Source organism: Niallia circulans NBRC 13626, assembly GCF_001591585.1.
Classification (GTDB): domain Bacteria; phylum Bacillota; class Bacilli; order Bacillales; family Cytobacillaceae; genus Niallia; species Niallia circulans.
In genome coordinates this window covers 31,048-48,842 of the sequence record NZ_BCVE01000019.1, presented here as the reverse complement: position 1 = coordinate 48,842, position 17,795 = coordinate 31,048, and the positions used below count along the sequence as shown (strand labels likewise).

The following is a 17,795-nucleotide window of genomic DNA, read 5'->3' as shown; positions in this document are numbered from 1 at the left end:
TAAAAAAGGAGGGCTTTTAAATGAAAGCAGTTGGATTGTATAAATATTTACCGATTGAAAAGGAAGAAAGTTTGATAGATGTCCAAGTGGAAAAACCGACACCAACCAAAAGAGATATACTTGTTAAAATAAAAGCTGTTTCGATTAATCCGGTTGATGTAAAGGTACGTGCTCCTAAAGATAAAGAAGAAACAGAACCAAGAATTTTAGGCTGGGATGCAAGTGGAGTGGTGGAAGAAATTGGACCGGATTGTACAATGTTTAAACCTGGAGACGAAGTGTTTTATTCTGGTGACCTAACTCGACCAGGGACGTATAGCGAATACCATTTGGTTGATGAAAGAATTGTCGGATTAAAGCCAAAGTCTTTAAATTTTGCACAATCAGCGGCTTTACCACTGACATCGATAACAGCATGGGAAAGTTTATTTGATCGATTAATGATAGATATTAATAACTACGAAGAAAATCAATCTAAGAGCATTCTTATTATTGGCGGGGCTGGGGGAGTGGGCTCCATAGCGATTCAATTAGCTAAAATGGCAGGTTTACAAGTGATTGCCACAGCATCTAGAGAAGAGAGTAAGCAATGGGTGAATAAATTAGGTGCTGATTATATCATTAACCATCACGAAAACTTTCGAACTCAACTACAAGATCATGATATAAAAGGCGTTGAGTACATTTTATGTTTGAACGAAACAGAGCAGCATTGGCAAAACATGGCCGATATTATTTTCCCTCAAGGAAGGATTTGCTCGATTGTAGAAATGGCTAATCCTATCGACCTTACTGCTTTAAAAAATAAAAGTGTCACGTTTGTTTGGGAATTTATGTTTACAAGATCCATGTATGAAACTCCAGACATGATCAAACAACATGAACTTTTATCCAAACTAAGTAAACTAATAGATGACGGGAAAGTAACAACAACCCTTACAGAAACTCTTAGACCAATTAATGCCGAAATGCTACGTAAAGCACATAAAATCGTAGAAACAGGAAGTATGATTGGTAAAATAGTAGTTGAGAATGAATAAATGCCTAATGAGATGGTCATCTTATCTAAAAAGTAGACTGTTTGGTTAACAATGACTTAGGATTGAAGATTATTAGTCTATTTAGAACTAAATTTTGGGGATTTGCCTTATAAAAGGGAGAGGAAAACCAGCAAAGCTGTTATCCCCTCCCTAAATAGATTTTTTATTATTGAATTATTCTCTACTCCTCACTATTCAAAAATTCCCTCACATAAATCCTATGTACTCCCTCTAAAACAATGGAACTATATTCAGCAAATGTAACCTTCGTGCTTTTCCCCTTTACAATAAAGTCCCCAGAAACTGCTCCAGTCTTATCCATTGCGGCATCATAGAGTAAAGCAGCCCCTTTTGTCGGTGGGGAAAAGAAAAACTTCATCAATGGTTTTATATAAAAGGGAATACCTGATTTTTTTTCTTTCCGTAACGTATTGTTACTCCCGGGGTCTACACTTAGAAACCGGAATCCATTGGCACTCTCTCTTTTTGCTATTTCTTTTGTCCATAAAGATAAAGCTAGCTTTGCTGTCGCATAGGGACCAAATAACTTTTTAAAGGAAGATGGGTTTTCCAATGTATCTGGATCAAACTGTTTCACGCGAAGGATGACAGCTGAAGATGTATTAACAATTGTCTTATCTTCTCCCATTTCAAATAAAGGGGACAGCTCCTTAAAAATAATATAAGGCACTACTGTCTGAAGTTCATAATGTAGTTCGCGATTTTGCTTAGAAAATAATAACGAAGGAAAACTGCCGCCAGCGTTATTGAAAAGGAAATCTATTTTCTTCTCCGTTGCTTTTATTTCTTCCAGCGCATTTTTTAGACTGTTAAAATCAGATAAATCGGCTTTATAAATTCGTAATTGTCCTGTAGTAATTTTTGATTGAATAAAGAGGTCGTCCTTTGAAAAAGAAGAACGTATTAATGCAATAACTTGACTCCCTTCTGCTAGCATTTTTTTGGCTAATTCTAGACCAATCCCATTATTGGCTCCAGTAATGACTACTACCTTTCCTGTTCCCAAAATAATTACCTCCGATATGATAAATAATTTTTGTTGGTAAATGAACAATTGACACTTAAGTTACAATTGTCACTTAGATTGAAAGGATTGTATAATAAATTTAAGCAAAGAAAAAGCAAAGAATTTTTTTATGTGACACAGGAAAGGAAATTGGTGCATAAATGGATAAACGGGTCGAAAGAACACAAAAATTATTGCTGCAAAGTTTAATGATGTTTAATCTTAAGAATAAAAACTTTTATGAGATTTCCATCCGAGATTTATGCGAGCAAGCTGGAATTGCAAGGCAAACATTTTACAGGAATTATTTAGTGAAAGAAGACATCATTATAAGACAGATATCCAACGTCATGAGTGATTTTAAGTCGGTTTTAAAGCAGCAATCTTTTAACGCTTCAGGCTTTATTCAACTACTAATACAATTTTGGAAACAAAATCAACAGACATTTGCATTAATTGAATGGGCGGGCATTAGTAACGAATTTATTCGTCAGTTAGCCAATTTTAATAAGCTTGTAATGGAGCAACATAAAGCGTTCGGTAAGAATAGTGAATATATTGCAAACTATTATGCAGGCGCTACTTACATGTTTTTAAAGACATTTATGGAAAAGAACGATTTTAGCCAAGAGGCTTATGCCAAAGGAGCTGCGGTTTATAATCAGTTGACCAACCAATGCAAAGGTTTGTTTGAACCACTTAATTAGGAATGGAGTTAAGCTCCTACCATAGGAATAATAATATTTCCCATAATAGAAAAATGGAGGACGAATATGAATAGAGAAACAGATGATTCAAAACAGGTAGTTATTCAAGTTGGAACAGTGCTTAAAAAATTGCGAAAGGAGAGGCGGTTGAGTCTTGAAAATTTATCTGAGATATCAGGTGTAAGTAAGCTGACGCTGGGAAATATTGAGCGAGGAGAAACTAATCCAACAATTGGGGTATTGTGGAAGATTTCGCGAAGTTTATCGATCCCTCTGATGGCGTTATTTTCCTCAGGAAGCAGTGTGAATGTATCGCGGGCTGGTAGCGGGGTAAGAATTTTCGGAGATGATGGCAATTGGGCTGTAGAGCCGATTTTTCAAAATCAAAAGGATGAGATGGAAATGTGTCGAGCATATTTACAACCACATAGTTCTTATTATCCAGAAATGCATCACCCCAATACGACGGAAATAGCTACGGTGATGTCGGGAACCATAACCATTAATGTAAATAATGAGTCATATATCTTAAATGAATATGATTCGATTAGTTTTGATGCAAATGGAAGCCATTCCTATATAAATCATACCGATAAAGTTGCTGTACTCTATATCTTATTGAGATACGGGAGGTAGTGGTTAGGTTATTCCGTCCAATAGCGGGGATATATTTTGTTTCTTCAACTTCTAGAAAAAAGAATGGACAAACACCTGCTTGTTATATTATATTATTCATTATCATAGTGAAAATATATTATAGTATACCAAATTGCTTAACTGACTACTTCTTATTAATGATGAAGGACTCATTTCATAGTCATTTGGCTACTATAATCAGGAGGAAACAATGACTAATCAACATATACAATCAAATCGAGCTGTTCATAAGTCAGCCGTTTGGATGGTTATTATAGGAATAATCTTTATTGCTGCCAATTTAAGAGCTCCGTTAACATCAGTGGGTCCAATAGTAGGATTTATTAGGGATGATCTTCATATTTCTAATACATTAGCAGGGATGATTACCACATTGCCATTATTATCTTTTGCGCTTTTTTCTCAGATTGTACCTAAATTGGCTCGTAAATTTGGTGTGGAAATGATGATTCTGATGTCTATAATCTTTCTTACACTAGGCATTATTTTACGTTCATTATCTGGGGTGGCTGCTTTATATATTGGTACTGCTGTGCTAGGATTGGCGATTTCAATTTCTAATGTGCTATTACCTAGTCTGATTAAACAAGAGTTTCCAACTCGAATTGGATTAATGACAGGCGTATATTCTATTTCGATGAATTTATTAGCTGCTATTGCTTCGGGACTAAGTGTTCCAATTGCCATTGGACTTGGAATTGGCTGGCAGGGTGGATTGGGAATTTGGGGGATACTTAGCTTCGTATCCATTTTATTCTGGCTGCCTCAAATAAAGCATCTCAACAAGGAAACAGCAGCTGTTCGAAATAAAGTAGTAGATTCTCAGGTGAACTTGTGGCGCTCTCCATTAGCTTGGCAGGTGACCTTATTTATGGGGTTACAATCGATGGTCTTTTACATTCTTATTGCATGGCTGCCTGAGATTTTACAACAACAAGGAATAAGTTCAGATCAATCTGGCTGGCTCCTTTCTGTGATGCAATTAGCATTACTTCCCTTTACCTTTATTGTACCTATTATTGCAGGGCGTATGAAAAGTCAGCGTTCTTTAGTCATTATCATGAGCGCTTTGCTTTTAGCGGGGACACTTGGACTAATTTATGGAAGTGCAAAGTTAATTGTATGCTGGATTATCATGATAGGTATTGGGGGAGGTTGTGCCTTCAGTTTATCGATGATGTTTTTTGGCTTGCGAACGGAGAATGGCAGACAGGCAGCAGAACTATCTGGCATGGCTCAATCAGTTGGTTATTTACTAGCGGCTATTGGTCCTACGCTTTTCGGATATTTACATGATGTAACGAATAGCTGGACTATTCCGTTGTTCATTTTAGCTGGTGCGTCATTGCTGCTCTTTGTATTTGGATTAGGAGCAGCTAGAGATCGGTATGTAAGCACAAGTAAATAGTTTATCATAACGAAGGTTTTTTCCGGTGCAACACTGGAGAATCTTCGTTTTTTTTACGGATAACAAAGGACCTGTGAGGAATGAGATAGAAATGGAGATTATTGCTAAGTCGATATAAAGTTTCGCGCGGCTTTTCTGGGGAATAGTTAAGGGACAAACAAATAATTGGAGGGAAGATTATTGATGAATAATTATAATGCAGATCCCAACAAGGCCGAAGAAACAGTGAAAGAAATGGATAGAAAAACAATCCAAGAGAAGCTAGAGAATTTTAATGAGTTTAAATCTTATCTAAGCAGTAAAATAGAAGTGGGCAAAAATCTTGGCATGGATGAAGAGCAATTAGCGAAAAGCGCAGAGAAAGTCGCTGGCTATCTTGCTAACAACGCAGAACCGCAAAATCGTGAGGAGGCACTTCTTCAGGAACTGTGGAAAGTGGGAAATGAAGAGGAACGCCATAAATTAGCACATATGCTTGTAAAATTGGCAAATTAATTCGTGATTTCAATTTTTAAAGGATAAAAGAAATGATGGAAAGTGAAACTCGCCTTTGGCGAGTTTTCTTTTTGCAAAAAATTAGAAGAAGGTGAGACCAAATGATTAAGTCTTTCGTAGAAGAAATAGAGAAACATCATTATTTATAATGATAAACAGTAATAGATTGTAATAACACGGAGGAAGAAATCATGCATTTGTATGATAATGTTTATTATTTGTTTGCTACCTAGCTCTTACTAGCACATTAAGCTTTCATATCGTTTTTGCCAATATTTAATCATTTGGAAAATCTACAAGCATTTAAAGCAAATGAATAGAGTAAAAGTTAATGAGAATTTAAAAAGGGCAATCGCTTTAGCGTTGCCCTTTAAATATGCCTAAAAGAGTTTAAATTTATTAGTAGTCTACTTGATTTTATGGTCTCTTAGTTGGTGAAATGGAGAATTTTCATCAAAAGATGGCAAAATCACGTATAACTTACTATTTGTAATTGACAGAAAAATAGAAAACAAGTATTATAATTGAGAATGATAATCATTTATATTATAAAATTATATAGAAAAAGAGGGACATACATATGTTTAAAAAACAAAGAAAGCCATTTATTTCTATTTTCTTATTCTCAATTGTAGCCATTCTTTTACTAGCGGGTTGTTCAAGTCAGTCATCCTCGAAGGCAGATAAAGAAAAATCAGCTGATTCTAATACAGATTCATCGTATCCAATAACGATTAAGCATGCGCTTGGAGAGACTGTCATTAAGGAAAAACCTGAACGTGTTGCAACAATTGCATGGTCTAACCAAGATGTAGCACTTGCGCTTGGTGTTGTACCTGTAGGTTTCTCAGCAGCAAATTATGGTGTTCAAGATGATAGCGGAATGTTACCTTGGACTGCAAAAAAACTAGAAGAGCTAGGTGAAAAAAATCCTAATATTTATCAAGATACAGATGGCATAGACTTTGAGGCGATTTCTGATTCTAATCCAGATGTCATTCTTGCCGCGTACTCAGGACTTACACAAGAAGAGTATGATACTTTAAGTGAAATTGCTCCTGTTGTAGCATATCCAAAAAATCCTTGGGTTGCTTCTTGGCGTGAACAAGTAACATATAATTCAATGGGAATGGGTATGGAAAAAGAAGGGAAGCAGCTTATTGCAGATACAGAAAAATTCATTGCAGATAAAGCAAATGAGTTTCCTGAATTGAAAGGGAAAAAAGCAGCATTTGTAAGTGTTAATGGTGCTGACTTATCCAAATTTTATATCTATTCACCAACAGATCCACGAGGTGAATTCCTTACAGAGTTGGGGATGGAATATCCGGAAAGTATTACAAGTCAAATGACGGATCCAACTAGTTTCTATTTGGAAGTAAGTGCTGAAAATGCAGACATATTAAATGATGTAGATATTTTTGTATCGTATGGAAATGATGAAACACTTGCTGCTTTACAGAAAGATCCGATTTATGGAAAGATTCCAGCTGTACAGAGAGGGTCTGTTGTCATTATCGAGGATAATACGCCACTTGCAGCAGCCGGAACACCAAGTACACTTTCGATTGAATATACGCTCGACGAGTACCTAAAATTACTCTCAGAAGCTGTAAGTAAAGTGAAGTAAATGGAACAGACATCCGTTCTGAAAAATAAGCAGTTATTAATACCGAGAAAATTTATTAGTGTATTAGTAATTTCTATTATCTTACTCGGTATAAGTATATTGGCGTCTCTTGCTTTTGGATCTCGCACTGTTGGCTGGAATGAAATACTGGATGGATTATTCCATCCAGAAGTACAGTCTCACGGAGCAAATGTTGTCCGCCAAAGAATTGCTAGAACTGTATTTAGTTTGTTGTGTGGTGCTGCATTGGGAGTTTCTGGTGCTCTTATGCAATCCGTCACTCGTAATCCGATTGCAGATCCTAGTATATTAGGAGTAAACACAGGTGCAGCTCTATTTGTTGTTTGTGGGATATCCTTTTTTCATATTGGCACTGCTGGTCAATACATTTGGTTTGCATTAGCAGGAGCAATCTTAACTGCCATTTTTGTATTCGGAATTGGTTCGATGGGGAGTGGCGGTGCCACCCCCCTTAAACTTGTTTTAGCGGGGGCAGCGACAAGTGCAGCATTATCCTCTCTTGTAATGGCTATTATGATTCCGCGTTCCAATGTTATGGATCAATTTAGATTTTGGCAGGTAGGAAGTGTTGGTGCTGGAAATTGGGATTCTATCTCTATTTTCATTCCTTTTCTCGTTGTAGGCATTCTAATCGCCTTGTTCTCTGCCCCGGGCTTAAATGCTTTGGCCTTAGGGGATGAAGCAGCAAAGGGGTTGGGAGTGCGGACCGGCACACTTAGACTTGTTGCGGCATTTGGAGGGGTCTTATTGTGTGGTGCAGCAACAGCTCTAGCGGGCCCAATTGGTTTTATAGGTTTACTTGCAACCCATGTGATCCGTCTTATTATTGGTCCTGATTTGCGCTACATTATTCCAATGTCCGCTCTAGCAGGAGCGATTATCCTAACGATTTCAGATGTGTGCGGCCGGATTATTGGCAGTCCCGGTGAACTGGAAGTGGGCGTAGTTACAGCCTTTATCGGGGCCCCGATTTTAATCTTAATAACTATGAAAGCGAAAATGCGTACGTTATGATGAATGAATCAATGAATCTTATTATGGTAGGTAGAACAAAAAGGCGTCGTCGTTTTATTATTGTGACTAGTTTGTTAGCAATCATTGCTTTTGCTTTATGCTGCATGATGCTTATGCTTGGAAATACGATTTATCCAGTTGGGGATGTAATTAGTGTTTTACTAGGCGAGCAAGTAAAAGGAGCCTCTTTTGCGGTCGGAACAATCCGTTTTCCAAGGATGGTGGCTGGGGTTTTTGCTGGTTTTGCTTTTGGTATTTCTGGACATGTGTTTCAAACAATGCTTCGTAATCCTCTAGCAAATCCAAATGTTATTGGAATAACAGCTGGCTCAAGTGCTGCTGCGGTATTTTGTATCATTGTTCTTCATGCAAGCAGTACGTTTGTTTCCATTGCTTCTATTATCGGTGGACTAGCTACAGTACTGGTTATTTTTCTATTATCGAAAGGCACTTCTTTTTCTATTGGCAGGTTAATATTGATAGGTATTGGAATACAGGCGATGTTAAATGCTGTAATATCCTATTTATTGCTTATTGGACAGCATCATGATGTTCCGACAGCAATGAGATGGTTAAGTGGTAGTTTAAATGGTGTGAAAATGGAGAATCTTTATCCGCTTATGATTACCGTTCTACTTTTGGCACCTATCATTATCTTACTTGGAAAACGATTAGATATGTTAGAGCTTGGGGAACAAACTGCTGCATCACTAGGCGTTAACACAGATAGAACAAGAGTTGTACTGGTTATCAGTTCGGTTCTAATTATTGCGTTAGCTACTGCTACCACTGGACCGATTGCATTTGTTGCATTCCTTTCTGGCCCTATTGCTAAACGATTAGTTGGGATAGGATTTTCTAGTGTTATTCCGGCAGGTCTTGTGGGAATCATTTTGGTTTTAGCATCTGACCTGATTGGACAGTTTGCATTTGTCGCTAGATACCCAGTAGGTGTGATCACTGGTATTCTAGGTGCACCATACTTAATCATGCTATTAATTCGAATGAATCGAAAGGAAGAGTTGTAATGGATAAGATACATGAGTTTCGAGCGGAAAAGTTAACATCAGGCTATGAAGGCAAAATGATATTGCAAGATATTGAGCTTGAAATTCCGAGTAATAAAATTAGTGTGATTATCGGCGCAAATGGCTGTGGAAAATCAACGCTTTTAAAAACACTATCCAATCTTATTAAGTCTTCCTCTGGCAGCATTGCACTCGATGGAAAGGCGATTAGTAAATTTCCGCCAAAACAATTAGCTCGCATTCTCGGTATTTTGCCACAATCCCCTATTGTACCAGAAGGAATAACAGTAGCAGATCTAGTTGGGCGAGGGAGATTTCCTCACCAAAATTTCTTTAGTGGCTGGTCCAAGAAGGATTATGAAGCAGTTGCAGAAGCAATGGAAATTATGAAGATTACAGAATTTGCTAATCGAAATATTGATGAGCTCTCAGGCGGGCAGAGACAACGTGTCTGGATTGCGATGGCACTTGCTCAGCAAACGGATATTTTATTTCTTGATGAGCCAACCACTTTCTTAGATATCACCTATCAAGTGGAAATATTAGATTTGCTGACAGATCTTAATCGGAAATACGGTACAACGATCGTAATGGTCCTGCATGATATTAATCTTTCGGCACGGTATGCGGACTATATTTTTGCACTAGACAAAGGCAAGCTTGTAGGAGAGGGGAAGCCAGCTGACATCATTACAAGTAAGTTGGTTAAAGACATCTTCGGACTTAATTGTACGGTGATTAATGATCCAGTTTCAGGAACTCCTTTAGTTGTGCCGAAGGGCCGATATCATGTTAATGCATAGGTTTATAATGAGAAAGCCTTCAAGTATGAAAACTTGAAGGCCTTTTGTGTCTATATACCGGACGATCTTAATACTGGCAATAATAGTTTATTTTGGAAATAATATTGTTTCTCTTGGGCATATTACATGTTATATGCCAAACCTTTTAAAGGATGATTATTTATGTCCATCGCTATTATGTCACTGTTAGCATGTATAGTATTGATTGTATTTGCTATTGTTCCGAAAGGTTTAATGCTTACGGAGATTGTTTTTTTGTACTTTATTATTGGAATTTTAACAATTACGATATTTACAATATTAGATGTTAATTTGCACTGGGTCCCTCTTACTCGCACGGTTGAAGGTTCATTTGCTATGTATATTTGCCGATTTATTGTGATACCATTTCAAATTCTCCTGTCTATTTGTATCCTTTGCTCTTCATGGAAGACAAAATGGCGATTACTATTTACTGGGCTCATTGTGTTGTTTTTATGCTTGGAGGATCGGATCTATATATGGGCAGATCTTCTTGCCTTCGAGAATTGGAATCAGTTATATTCTGCTCTTTTGTATGTTATATCAATAGTTTTAGTATGGTGGATAGCCCGCTGGTTTATTGGCCTGGATAAAGGAGAGTTGGAAGAAAAATGAAAGAATTACATTATGATTTTCATTTTAGTTTAAATGAGTGGAGTATCCTTATCTCGATTTTTTTGGGATTTTTATTGGTGATATTGCTCCCAAGGCGTTTTACCAAAAAGACGATGAGTATATATCTCATGTGTGGTATTTTTTTTGGTTTCGTTTTTGACCATACGTTAAGTATTTTACCAGTGCGTTATTATATAATAAATGACAGTTCTTCTTTTGAAATAATGGATTTCTTTTCCCATGTAATGTATGCCCCGATAAGCTACCTTTTCTTTTATCTATATGATCTCTTCCATATTAAACCTAATTTTACGCTGTTATACATTTTAGGCTGGGCCCTTGTGAGTGTTGCGATAGAGAGAATTTGTGGCATGATAGGGATTTTTCATTATCAACATGGATATACGATTTATTATTCCTTTGTTATTTATTTATTAGTTATTAGCATTTGGATTATCTTTTACAGATTGATTAAAGAACATGGAGAGAAACAATATTAGCCGAATTCCGTATGAAATAAATCAAGATTTGTTATCCGAAAGAGGATATTTTAACAGGATGAATAAAAACGGGGACTGTTTTCAGGAAGAAAACAAGCCCTTTTTTTAAGAAGTATAACCAATTAAGAAGCTGATAAATAATATTATTAATACTATGGCTGTTATTCCAACATATAACCAGTCCTTTTCTTTATAGAAAGCATAACAGGATATTCCAACTCTTAATACAGGGGTTAGGATTAAACAAAAGAGACCTAGCATAATAATGGCAAATGGTTTAAATGCAGCAACCCCAATAAAAATGTCTTTAAAATTAGTAGGGAACGTTTCCTTATAACCAGAGTTATTTGTAATCAAATAAGTAATAATGCCTACAAAAATAATTAGGGCAGAGACAAGAACCCCGAATCTAAGTATTTTTCCGATTGTTTCCTCAATAATGACTAATTCTTCTTCAGAAGTTTGTTCTTTTTTTTGTGCTTCCATTAAAATTTCACCCCAAATCCTTCTAATATCATTTGAGCACCGATATAGCATAAAAGTGGAATAAAAATAATTCGGATCCATTTTGCTGGTAATATTTGCATTACTTTTGCTCCAATTGTGGATCCAATTAATACCCCAATAGCAACGGGAGCAGCAACTTCTGGTAAGATAGAGCCGTTGAAAAATAATACAGTTGCACTTGCAGCAGCAGTAACTCCCATCATTAGGTTGCTAGTTGCGCTAGAAGGCTTGAGTGGCATTTTCATAAATGTATCCAATGCCATTACTTTAAAGGCACCACTGCCAATCCCTAGTAACCCACTAGCTAATCCTGCCCCAAACATCACACTAAACCCTGCTGGGACTTTTTCGACTTGATAATCAATTTGTGTCTTTAGGCTTTTATCATAATATGTATTATTTAGTTTTAGCCTGTCCGATAAATAGTCAGGTTGCGCCTTTTTCAATACTTCTTCGCCCGAACGGAGCTTTTGTACCATATTGATCGCTGAGTAAAGTAAGAAAGAACCAAATAAAATAAACATAAGAGTCGGCGAGAGAATGCCTACTAAGATTGCTCCTATGATCGCTCCAACCGTAGTAGCAATCTCTAAAAACATGGCCACGCGAATATTGAGCATTCGATCTCTTAAGTATGCTACTGCTGAACCGGAACTTGTTGCAATAACAGATATTATACTTGCTCCAATCGCATGGTGGATATCAAACCCAAATCCTAGTGTTAGAACTGGAGTAAGAATAATCCCTCCACCTATTCCGAGGATAGAGCCCAGAAGCCCGGCAAAAATACAAATAAAAAGAAGTAAAATGAAAGTTAGCATTACATAGCCTCCTAGTGAATAAGGTAATGTCTTAAACATAGTGGTAAATCTCTACATAAAAGAATCGAATGAAAACTAATTCTTACTTAAGAATTAGAATGATAGTTTAAAAGAAAACAAAGATTTGTTGTAAGTCATTTGAACCATACTATTTCATTGACAATATGTCAATATATTTGTTCATTCTAATGTTCTAATCAAGTAATAACCCATACATAGACATAAGTTCATAGATGTTTATGCGTTTTTTATAGGGATAGATAATAGAAAACGATTTGTTTGTTGACAAAAAATCAACAGTCCGCTATTTTAGTAGTATATTGCGTGTTAATATTACAAATTCTTAATATAAAAGAATAATAAAAGATAGGAGCTTAATCTAATATGAGGGACATCAATGAGATTGGATTATTATTAAAAAATCTTTTGAAGAAAAATGCTATGTCAATGAGAAAGCTCAGTGTGTTAACGAATATTGACACAGCTACAATCTCACGAATAATTAACGGCAAAAGAAGACCAACCCCAGAACATCTTCAAAAATTTGCAAAGTTTCTTGATTTTCCTGTAGATAAAATGTTTACAGCGGCCGGTTATTTAACTTCAGAAGTGTCAAGTCAATCAGAAGATATCTTCGATTCTATCGAAACCATTCAAAGTGAATTATTCTCTTCTAACCACTATAAGGAGACCTTTTCTATCAAAGAAGTGCAAGAACAGCTTCAAAAATATAATCATTATGCATTGACTGATGAAGGAAAGGGATTAGTAGCTGATAAATTTGAAGAAAAAGTGCAAAAAGTAGAAGGGGTAGGACCATTCATACAACAACTAAAAGAGTATTATCAACGTTTTTCCAACAAAAAAGGAAATATTACGGAATTAGCTGTTATGGGAGCCGCTCTTATCTATTTTATAATTTCCGTTGATGTTATTCCGGATTACATTTTCCCAATCGGATATTTAGATGATGCGGTAGCAATTAAGATTTCGGCTAAGCTTTTGCCTGCAAAGGGTTAGAGAATAAAGGAGATATAGAATGGAAAATAATACGAGAGTAAAAAGAAAAAAGGGAATAAGGTGGAAGAGGGTTTTTGGTTTTGCAATTCTTATTTTTGCTTTAGCCGTTTTTTATTCTGTTTATCAATATAATAAAGGCTTAAAACAAGCAACCCAAATGAAAGGAAATAATAAAATAGAAAGTAGTTTTGAAGACTTTGAAGGACCTGAGCCACAATTTGGAGAAATTAATATTATGTTGTTAGGAAGTGATTCGCGAGGAGAGGAACATGCTAGAACGGATACACTAATGATTGTGCATTATAATCAAAATACACATAAAATGAAAATAGCCTCTATTATGAGAGACATATATGTAAATATTCCGGAAATAGGATATCAAAAAATGAATGCGGCATTTGCTTATGGCGGACCTGAATTAGTAAGAAAAACCTTGAAAGAGAACTTTGGTATTGATATTAACTATTATGCGATTGCAGATTTTGAGGGTTTTTCCAAAATTGTAGATATAGTAGCTCCTAAAGGAATTGAAGTTGATATACCATATGAGATGTCCTATGGGATTGGTATGACATTACATCCAGGGAAACAAGTATTACATGGCGATCAGTTATTAGGTTATGTCCGTTTTCGCCATGATCGATTAAGTGATTTTGGCAGGGTGGAGAGACAGCAGGAAGCAATAGAAAAGCTGAAAGAACAAGCAGTTAGTATACACAGTGTAGTGAATTTACCTAAAATCCTAGGTACTGTTACGCCTTATATTGAGACAAACTTAGATACACCTACAATATTGTCGATAACAAAAGGGTTAGTAGTAAATAAATCAGACGATTTGGACCGTATTAGAATTCCAGTTCAGAACTCCTATGAAAATGATACGGTTAATGTGGGAGCAGTATTAAAAATAGACATGGATGAAAACGCAAGAGTATTAAATGAATTTTTAGCTGATGGACATGGACTTGTAGAAGGAAAGGCAGGTAATTAATCAAATAAATCTTCCTTTGCTGATGGCTATGCTTTTCTATAGACTTAGTTCAGCAACAATCCTCATCCTAATTATGGATGAGGATTGTTTTAAGTGATAATAAGGTTTACTAGAATAATATTTTTTTGGTAGAACAAGAAATTTGAATGGTGAAACACTTTTTTTATGCTTGGGATTTCCCTATATATAGTTTGTATACAATGAGAGTAAGAAAAGAAATGAATAGAATTCTCTAGCATATTTTGTCAGAAAATATGCTATTATTATTTTATTCATAATACAAAGAGAATTTATTTGGAACAATATGGGGGAATAAGATGAAGACCTGGATACTACAGAAATTATATTGGATCATACCAGGGGTGCTGATTTTATTAGGACTGTTTTTATTGTTTTTTGAAAATTTTTCTAAGGTGACAGCGCAGCCAGGGCCGGATTGGAGCAAAGGATTGTTAGTTGGACAATCTGAAGTAAATAAACTGCCGGCAATCAAGGAGACGGGTGATGGAGGTTACTTGTTCTCTTTCTTTCAGGAAAATAAGTTAAAGACGGCTATCATGACCAATGACTTTAGGATCAAGGAAGAGAAAAATTATGATATACCTGTAGACAAATGGACACAAATATATCAGGGAAATGATGAGCTTATTTATTTTGATTATGAAAATATTTTTGACCAAGATAAGACACAATTAGTTGCGGATGTAGAGGAGTTTATTCCACTCGAGAAAACTATTCTCTATATAAAAGAAAATAAGCTTTTTCAATTAAATCCTGAAACAAAAGAAACGTCGGAAATTATGGATATTGATCTAGAAAAGGAAAAGTTAGCAGTAGAGGAAAATGCGGATGGCATTCACCTTCTATTATTTGCAAAGGAAAAGGGCAATGTTGACCTTGCTTTATCTCGTGTCCAAGATGGGAAAGTCAACCACTTATATGAAACAAAGGTAAAGGTTGATCCTGGGAAGATAGTAAATGGCATATCTTTTACGTTTGAAGATCAAAAACTGGCGTTATTGCTTCAAGAGGAATTAGAATTAACGCAAGGAAAACCAGAGTTTTTCAACTATTATGCAGAAATTGATATTACAAAAGGACAAGAGGCTGTGCAATATGAGTTAACGTTCCAAGATCCTGCAAGGGAGAATGGGAAGCTAACAGAAATTTCAGATGTTGCATTTACCTTTAGGGATGGAAAGCCGCGCCTGCTATTTAAGGCGAATGGTTATACAGAAACGAAATATAATGAGAAGACTGGATTCAATATTTATGAATCGGAAATAGGGGAAAACGGAAGTACAAAGACGGAGCGACGAAGCAATACAGCTGCGATATCGACTATTCCACAATGGTTAAATGAAGATATGATTGCATGGATGGATTTACATGGAGATGGCAATAAAGTCTATGTTTCTTCCAATGAAATTACAAAAATAAACAAACAAATAAAACATACATCTGAGGATTGGCTGCAGGCATTTGGCAAAACATTTGGAATGATTTCCACCTCTTTTTTCGCCTTTGCACTTTCCTTTATATGGTTATTGTGGCCAATACTATTTGTTATTTTCATGTATGTATTTTTTAGTAGAAAGGTTGATTACAATCCACCGTGGATTTTCTATACCGGAATTGGAATCTATTTGATTGCAGCAGTTATATGGAAGGATCGTTTCTTTGTTCCGAATATACTTGCAACTGCACCTAAGTACCTAACATTTACGGGCAGTACTTATTTTTATTTGTTATTATTTGCGGTTATTTCCTATTTTTTATCCATACTAACAAAACGTATCAATGAATGGACAGGTGCACCGAGGATTATCTATTTTGTTGGTGTACACATTATTTTGTTAACTGTATATTTTGGTCCGTATATTATCTATTAGAAAGGAGTGGCTTTTATGAACCTATTTGAGGGATTTTTATAACGACATTGGAGCTGGATTCGTGCCCCGCCAATTATAAATAGAATAATAGAAACATATGAATAAATATAATTGGAGGGATAGCATGAGAACAGAGAAGCAAATATTAGATTTAGTGTTAAAAGTGGCTAATCAGGATAAGAGAGTAAGAGCTGTTTGCATGAATGGCTCGAGAACAAATCCAAATGTACCGAAGGATGCTTTTCAGGATTTTGATATTGTTTATCTAGTAGATGATATGGAATCTTTTTTGAATGAGCCTAACTGGATTGATGTTTTTGGGAAACGAATCATTATGCAAACCCCAGAGGATTCCTCGCTTTTTCCGGCAGAGCTAGGCGGAAAATTTTCCTATCTTATGCTATTTACGGATGGTAACCGCATCGACTTAACCCTTGTTCCGCTGGAGGAAAAGAACAAGTATTGTCAGGAGGATGGGTTGACGGTGATTCTCTTAGATAAAGACAATAGTCTCCCTTGTATACCCCCTAGTACAGATAAAGATTATTGGGTAAAAAAGCCAACTGCCGAACAATTTTCTGATTGCTGTAACGAATTTTGGTGGGTCTCTACCTATGTTGTTAAGGGATTATGGAGAAGAGAAATTCTTTATGCGATTGACCATATGAATATCATAAGGGTGATGCTGTTAAAAATGTTGGAATGGAAGGTAGGCATCGAAACAGATTTTTCCCTTAGTGTAGGAAAAAACAGTAAATACTTAAAACAGTATATTGATGATGATACATGGAAAAGGCTCATGCATACCTATCCGAGTGACGATTATAGTCTAGTCTGGAAATCGTTATTTTCTATGACAGCATTATTTGAGGAAATCGGATTAGAAGTTGGCAGAAAGATGGATTTTCTTTATCCCTTAGAAGAGGCGGAAGGGGTGAAAGCTTATTTAAACCATGTTCGTCAATTGAAGCCTAATGCAGCAGAGGTATATTAAAGATAATAGGCGGTTTTTTTGCAGCAGCAGAGACCGCCTTTTGATGATATGGGAACCTTTAAATAAAAAGCTGAATATCAGACTTTAAAGCATCTTTAAGATAAACCTTAGCGTCGACAATTTCGACTTCTGGATAAAACTCTTCTTGCTTAAATCCAAGTATATCAACTGATAATTTGCAGGCAAGAAACTTAACTTGTTTTTTTCTTGCCCCTTTTAAGAAAGCTATAAGTGGTGAAGCTTCTTCCTCCTCAAGCATTTCCTTCATCATTATTTTACCTAGACCAGCATAATTCATTTTAGATAAAGGAAGCTGCTCTACGTCTTTAGGTTGGAAGGTGCTAAACATTTTTTCATAGAAGGACTTACCTTCCAAATCGACTTTTTCGGGATCACGAAGTAATAAAAGCCCCCAAAAGGTGAAAAACATGGTTACCTCCACATTTATTTCCCGGGCACTATTAGCTAGAATGAAACCAGCCATTGCTTTATCGTAGTCCCCGCTAAACATTAATACGTTTAATTTTTTTTCCATGGAAAAATTCCTTTCTTGTTTAAGAATATCTTTAGCTTTCATCAAATAGTTTTGGATATGCGGATTTCA

General features: G+C 36.0%; 19 protein-coding genes. 15 read left to right on the top strand and 4 right to left on the bottom strand.

All coding sequences use genetic code 11. From position 1 onward, the window contains the following. The first annotated feature begins 20 nt into the window (after positions 1–20). Positions 21–1,040 carry a zinc-binding alcohol dehydrogenase family protein gene (locus BCI01S_RS18965; protein WP_061800699.1) on the top strand — a complete coding sequence of 340 codons (1,020 nt, stop codon included), beginning with the start codon at positions 21–23 and terminating at the stop codon, positions 1,038–1,040. A 181-nt stretch (positions 1,041–1,221) separates the two neighbouring features. Here BCI01S_RS18965 and BCI01S_RS18960 read toward each other — a convergent pair whose 3' ends face one another. Next, positions 1,222–2,067 (bottom strand): SDR family NAD(P)-dependent oxidoreductase, encoded by an 846-nt coding sequence (locus tag BCI01S_RS18960; RefSeq protein ID WP_235844539.1) that lies wholly within the window; start codon positions 2,065–2,067, stop codon positions 1,222–1,224. A 161-nt stretch (positions 2,068–2,228) separates the two neighbouring features. On the opposite strand from BCI01S_RS18960, the gene BCI01S_RS18955 reads away from it, so the two are divergent. The 10 genes from BCI01S_RS18955 (at position 2,229) to BCI01S_RS18910 (ending at position 10,966) form a co-directional block, all read left to right on the top strand. Further along, positions 2,229–2,774 (top strand): TetR/AcrR family transcriptional regulator, encoded by a 546-nt coding sequence (locus BCI01S_RS18955; protein ID WP_053215771.1) that lies wholly within the window; start codon positions 2,229–2,231, stop codon positions 2,772–2,774. 66 nt (positions 2,775–2,840) lie between these two features. After that, positions 2,841–3,410 carry a helix-turn-helix domain-containing protein gene (locus BCI01S_RS18950; protein WP_061800697.1) on the top strand — a complete coding sequence of 190 codons (570 nt, stop codon included), beginning with the start codon at positions 2,841–2,843 and terminating at the stop codon, positions 3,408–3,410. Between the two features lie 211 nt (positions 3,411–3,621). Continuing rightward, on the top strand, positions 3,622–4,839 hold the full coding sequence (locus tag BCI01S_RS18945) for a CynX/NimT family MFS transporter (protein ID WP_061800695.1): 1,218 nt from the start codon (positions 3,622–3,624) through the stop codon (positions 4,837–4,839). A gap of 183 nt (positions 4,840–5,022) precedes the next feature. Beyond that, entirely contained in the window at positions 5,023–5,334 is a 312-nt protein-coding gene (locus BCI01S_RS18940; RefSeq protein ID WP_061800693.1) for a DUF3243 domain-containing protein, read from the top strand. Positions 5,335–5,914: 580 nt separating this feature from the next. Next, positions 5,915–6,964, top strand: a complete 1,050-nt coding sequence (locus tag BCI01S_RS18935; protein WP_047943963.1) for an iron-siderophore ABC transporter substrate-binding protein — start codon at positions 5,915–5,917, stop codon at positions 6,962–6,964. Further along, positions 6,965–7,999 (top strand): FecCD family ABC transporter permease, encoded by a 1,035-nt coding sequence (locus tag BCI01S_RS18930; protein WP_172885210.1) that lies wholly within the window; start codon positions 6,965–6,967, stop codon positions 7,997–7,999. Beyond that, complete coding sequence (locus BCI01S_RS18925; protein ID WP_061800688.1) at positions 7,996–9,027, top strand: FecCD family ABC transporter permease; 1,032 nt, start codon at positions 7,996–7,998, stop codon at positions 9,025–9,027. The genes BCI01S_RS18930 and BCI01S_RS18925 overlap by 4 nt, the downstream gene beginning before the upstream one ends. After that, a complete protein-coding gene (locus tag BCI01S_RS18920; RefSeq protein WP_047943965.1) occupies positions 9,027–9,830 on the top strand; it encodes an ABC transporter ATP-binding protein in 804 nt (267 codons plus the stop codon). Before BCI01S_RS18925 ends, BCI01S_RS18920 begins: the two co-directional genes overlap by 1 nt. A 162-nt stretch (positions 9,831–9,992) precedes the next feature. Next, entirely contained in the window at positions 9,993–10,466 is a 474-nt protein-coding gene (locus BCI01S_RS18915; protein WP_047943967.1) for a hypothetical protein, read from the top strand. Next, positions 10,463–10,966, top strand: a complete 504-nt coding sequence (locus BCI01S_RS18910) for a hypothetical protein (RefSeq protein WP_047943968.1) — start codon at positions 10,463–10,465, stop codon at positions 10,964–10,966. The genes BCI01S_RS18915 and BCI01S_RS18910 overlap by 4 nt, the downstream gene beginning before the upstream one ends. Before the next feature lie 105 nt (positions 10,967–11,071). Here the strand turns inward: BCI01S_RS18910 and BCI01S_RS18905 are convergent, their stop codons facing one another. Further along, a complete protein-coding gene (locus BCI01S_RS18905) occupies positions 11,072–11,452 on the bottom strand; it encodes a DUF1634 domain-containing protein (RefSeq protein ID WP_047943970.1) in 381 nt (126 codons plus the stop codon). Further along, positions 11,452–12,294: a sulfite exporter TauE/SafE family protein gene (locus BCI01S_RS18900; protein ID WP_047943971.1), complete on the bottom strand. Its 843-nt coding sequence runs from the start codon at positions 12,292–12,294 to the stop codon at positions 11,452–11,454. The genes BCI01S_RS18905 and BCI01S_RS18900 overlap by 1 nt, the downstream gene beginning before the upstream one ends. A gap of 384 nt (positions 12,295–12,678) precedes the next feature. On the opposite strand from BCI01S_RS18900, the gene BCI01S_RS18895 reads away from it, so the two are divergent. The 4 genes from BCI01S_RS18895 to BCI01S_RS18880 all read left to right on the top strand — a co-directional run bounded on the left by BCI01S_RS18895 (position 12,679) and on the right by BCI01S_RS18880 (position 17,191). Next, complete coding sequence (locus BCI01S_RS18895) at positions 12,679–13,314, top strand: helix-turn-helix domain-containing protein (protein ID WP_061800685.1); 636 nt, start codon at positions 12,679–12,681, stop codon at positions 13,312–13,314. Between the two features lie 19 nt (positions 13,315–13,333). Beyond that, on the top strand, positions 13,334–14,305 hold the full coding sequence (locus BCI01S_RS18890; RefSeq protein WP_047943973.1) for an LCP family protein: 972 nt from the start codon (positions 13,334–13,336) through the stop codon (positions 14,303–14,305). A 317-nt stretch (positions 14,306–14,622) separates the two neighbouring features. Further along, positions 14,623–16,197, top strand: coding sequence for a hypothetical protein (locus BCI01S_RS18885; protein ID WP_061800683.1), 1,575 nt, complete (start codon positions 14,623–14,625; stop codon positions 16,195–16,197). A gap of 124 nt (positions 16,198–16,321) precedes the next feature. Further along, the gene (locus tag BCI01S_RS18880; protein WP_061800681.1) at positions 16,322–17,191 is read left to right on the top strand and encodes an aminoglycoside 6-adenylyltransferase; all 870 of its coding nucleotides are present in this window, start codon (positions 16,322–16,324) and stop codon (positions 17,189–17,191) included. Between the two features lie 58 nt (positions 17,192–17,249). On the opposite strand, the gene BCI01S_RS18875 is transcribed toward BCI01S_RS18880, so the two are convergent. Further along, a complete protein-coding gene (locus tag BCI01S_RS18875) occupies positions 17,250–17,726 on the bottom strand; it encodes a DsrE/DsrF/DrsH-like family protein (RefSeq protein WP_047943977.1) in 477 nt (158 codons plus the stop codon). Between the last annotated feature and the right edge of the window lie 69 nt (positions 17,727–17,795).

What these genes read in the sequence shown, in the direction of transcription:
- BCI01S_RS18965 (WP_061800699.1), top strand. Translation starts at nt 21, where the DNA reads ATGAAAGCAGTTGGATTGTATAAATATTTACCGATTGAAAAGGAAGAA.
- BCI01S_RS18955 (WP_053215771.1), top strand. Translation starts at nt 2,229, where the DNA reads ATGGATAAACGGGTCGAAAGAACACAAAAATTATTGCTGCAAAGTTTA.
- BCI01S_RS18950 (WP_061800697.1), top strand. Translation starts at nt 2,841, where the DNA reads ATGAATAGAGAAACAGATGATTCAAAACAGGTAGTTATTCAAGTTGGA.
- BCI01S_RS18945 (WP_061800695.1), top strand. Translation starts at nt 3,622, where the DNA reads ATGACTAATCAACATATACAATCAAATCGAGCTGTTCATAAGTCAGCC.
- BCI01S_RS18940 (WP_061800693.1), top strand. Translation starts at nt 5,023, where the DNA reads ATGAATAATTATAATGCAGATCCCAACAAGGCCGAAGAAACAGTGAAA.
- BCI01S_RS18935 (WP_047943963.1), top strand. Translation starts at nt 5,915, where the DNA reads ATGTTTAAAAAACAAAGAAAGCCATTTATTTCTATTTTCTTATTCTCA.
- BCI01S_RS18930 (WP_172885210.1), top strand. Translation starts at nt 6,965, where the DNA reads ATGGAACAGACATCCGTTCTGAAAAATAAGCAGTTATTAATACCGAGA.
- BCI01S_RS18925 (WP_061800688.1), top strand. Translation starts at nt 7,996, where the DNA reads ATGATGAATGAATCAATGAATCTTATTATGGTAGGTAGAACAAAAAGG.
- BCI01S_RS18920 (WP_047943965.1), top strand. Translation starts at nt 9,027, where the DNA reads ATGGATAAGATACATGAGTTTCGAGCGGAAAAGTTAACATCAGGCTAT.
- BCI01S_RS18915 (WP_047943967.1), top strand. Translation starts at nt 9,993, where the DNA reads ATGTCCATCGCTATTATGTCACTGTTAGCATGTATAGTATTGATTGTA.
- BCI01S_RS18910 (WP_047943968.1), top strand. Translation starts at nt 10,463, where the DNA reads ATGAAAGAATTACATTATGATTTTCATTTTAGTTTAAATGAGTGGAGT.
- BCI01S_RS18905 (WP_047943970.1), bottom strand. Translation starts at nt 11,452, where the DNA reads ATGGAAGCACAAAAAAAAGAACAAACTTCTGAAGAAGAATTAGTCATT.
- BCI01S_RS18900 (WP_047943971.1), bottom strand. Translation starts at nt 12,294, where the DNA reads ATGCTAACTTTCATTTTACTTCTTTTTATTTGTATTTTTGCCGGGCTT.
- BCI01S_RS18895 (WP_061800685.1), top strand. Translation starts at nt 12,679, where the DNA reads ATGAGGGACATCAATGAGATTGGATTATTATTAAAAAATCTTTTGAAG.
- BCI01S_RS18890 (WP_047943973.1), top strand. Translation starts at nt 13,334, where the DNA reads ATGGAAAATAATACGAGAGTAAAAAGAAAAAAGGGAATAAGGTGGAAG.
- BCI01S_RS18885 (WP_061800683.1), top strand. Translation starts at nt 14,623, where the DNA reads ATGAAGACCTGGATACTACAGAAATTATATTGGATCATACCAGGGGTG.
- BCI01S_RS18880 (WP_061800681.1), top strand. Translation starts at nt 16,322, where the DNA reads ATGAGAACAGAGAAGCAAATATTAGATTTAGTGTTAAAAGTGGCTAAT.
- BCI01S_RS18875 (WP_047943977.1), bottom strand. Translation starts at nt 17,726, where the DNA reads ATGGAAAAAAAATTAAACGTATTAATGTTTAGCGGGGACTACGATAAA.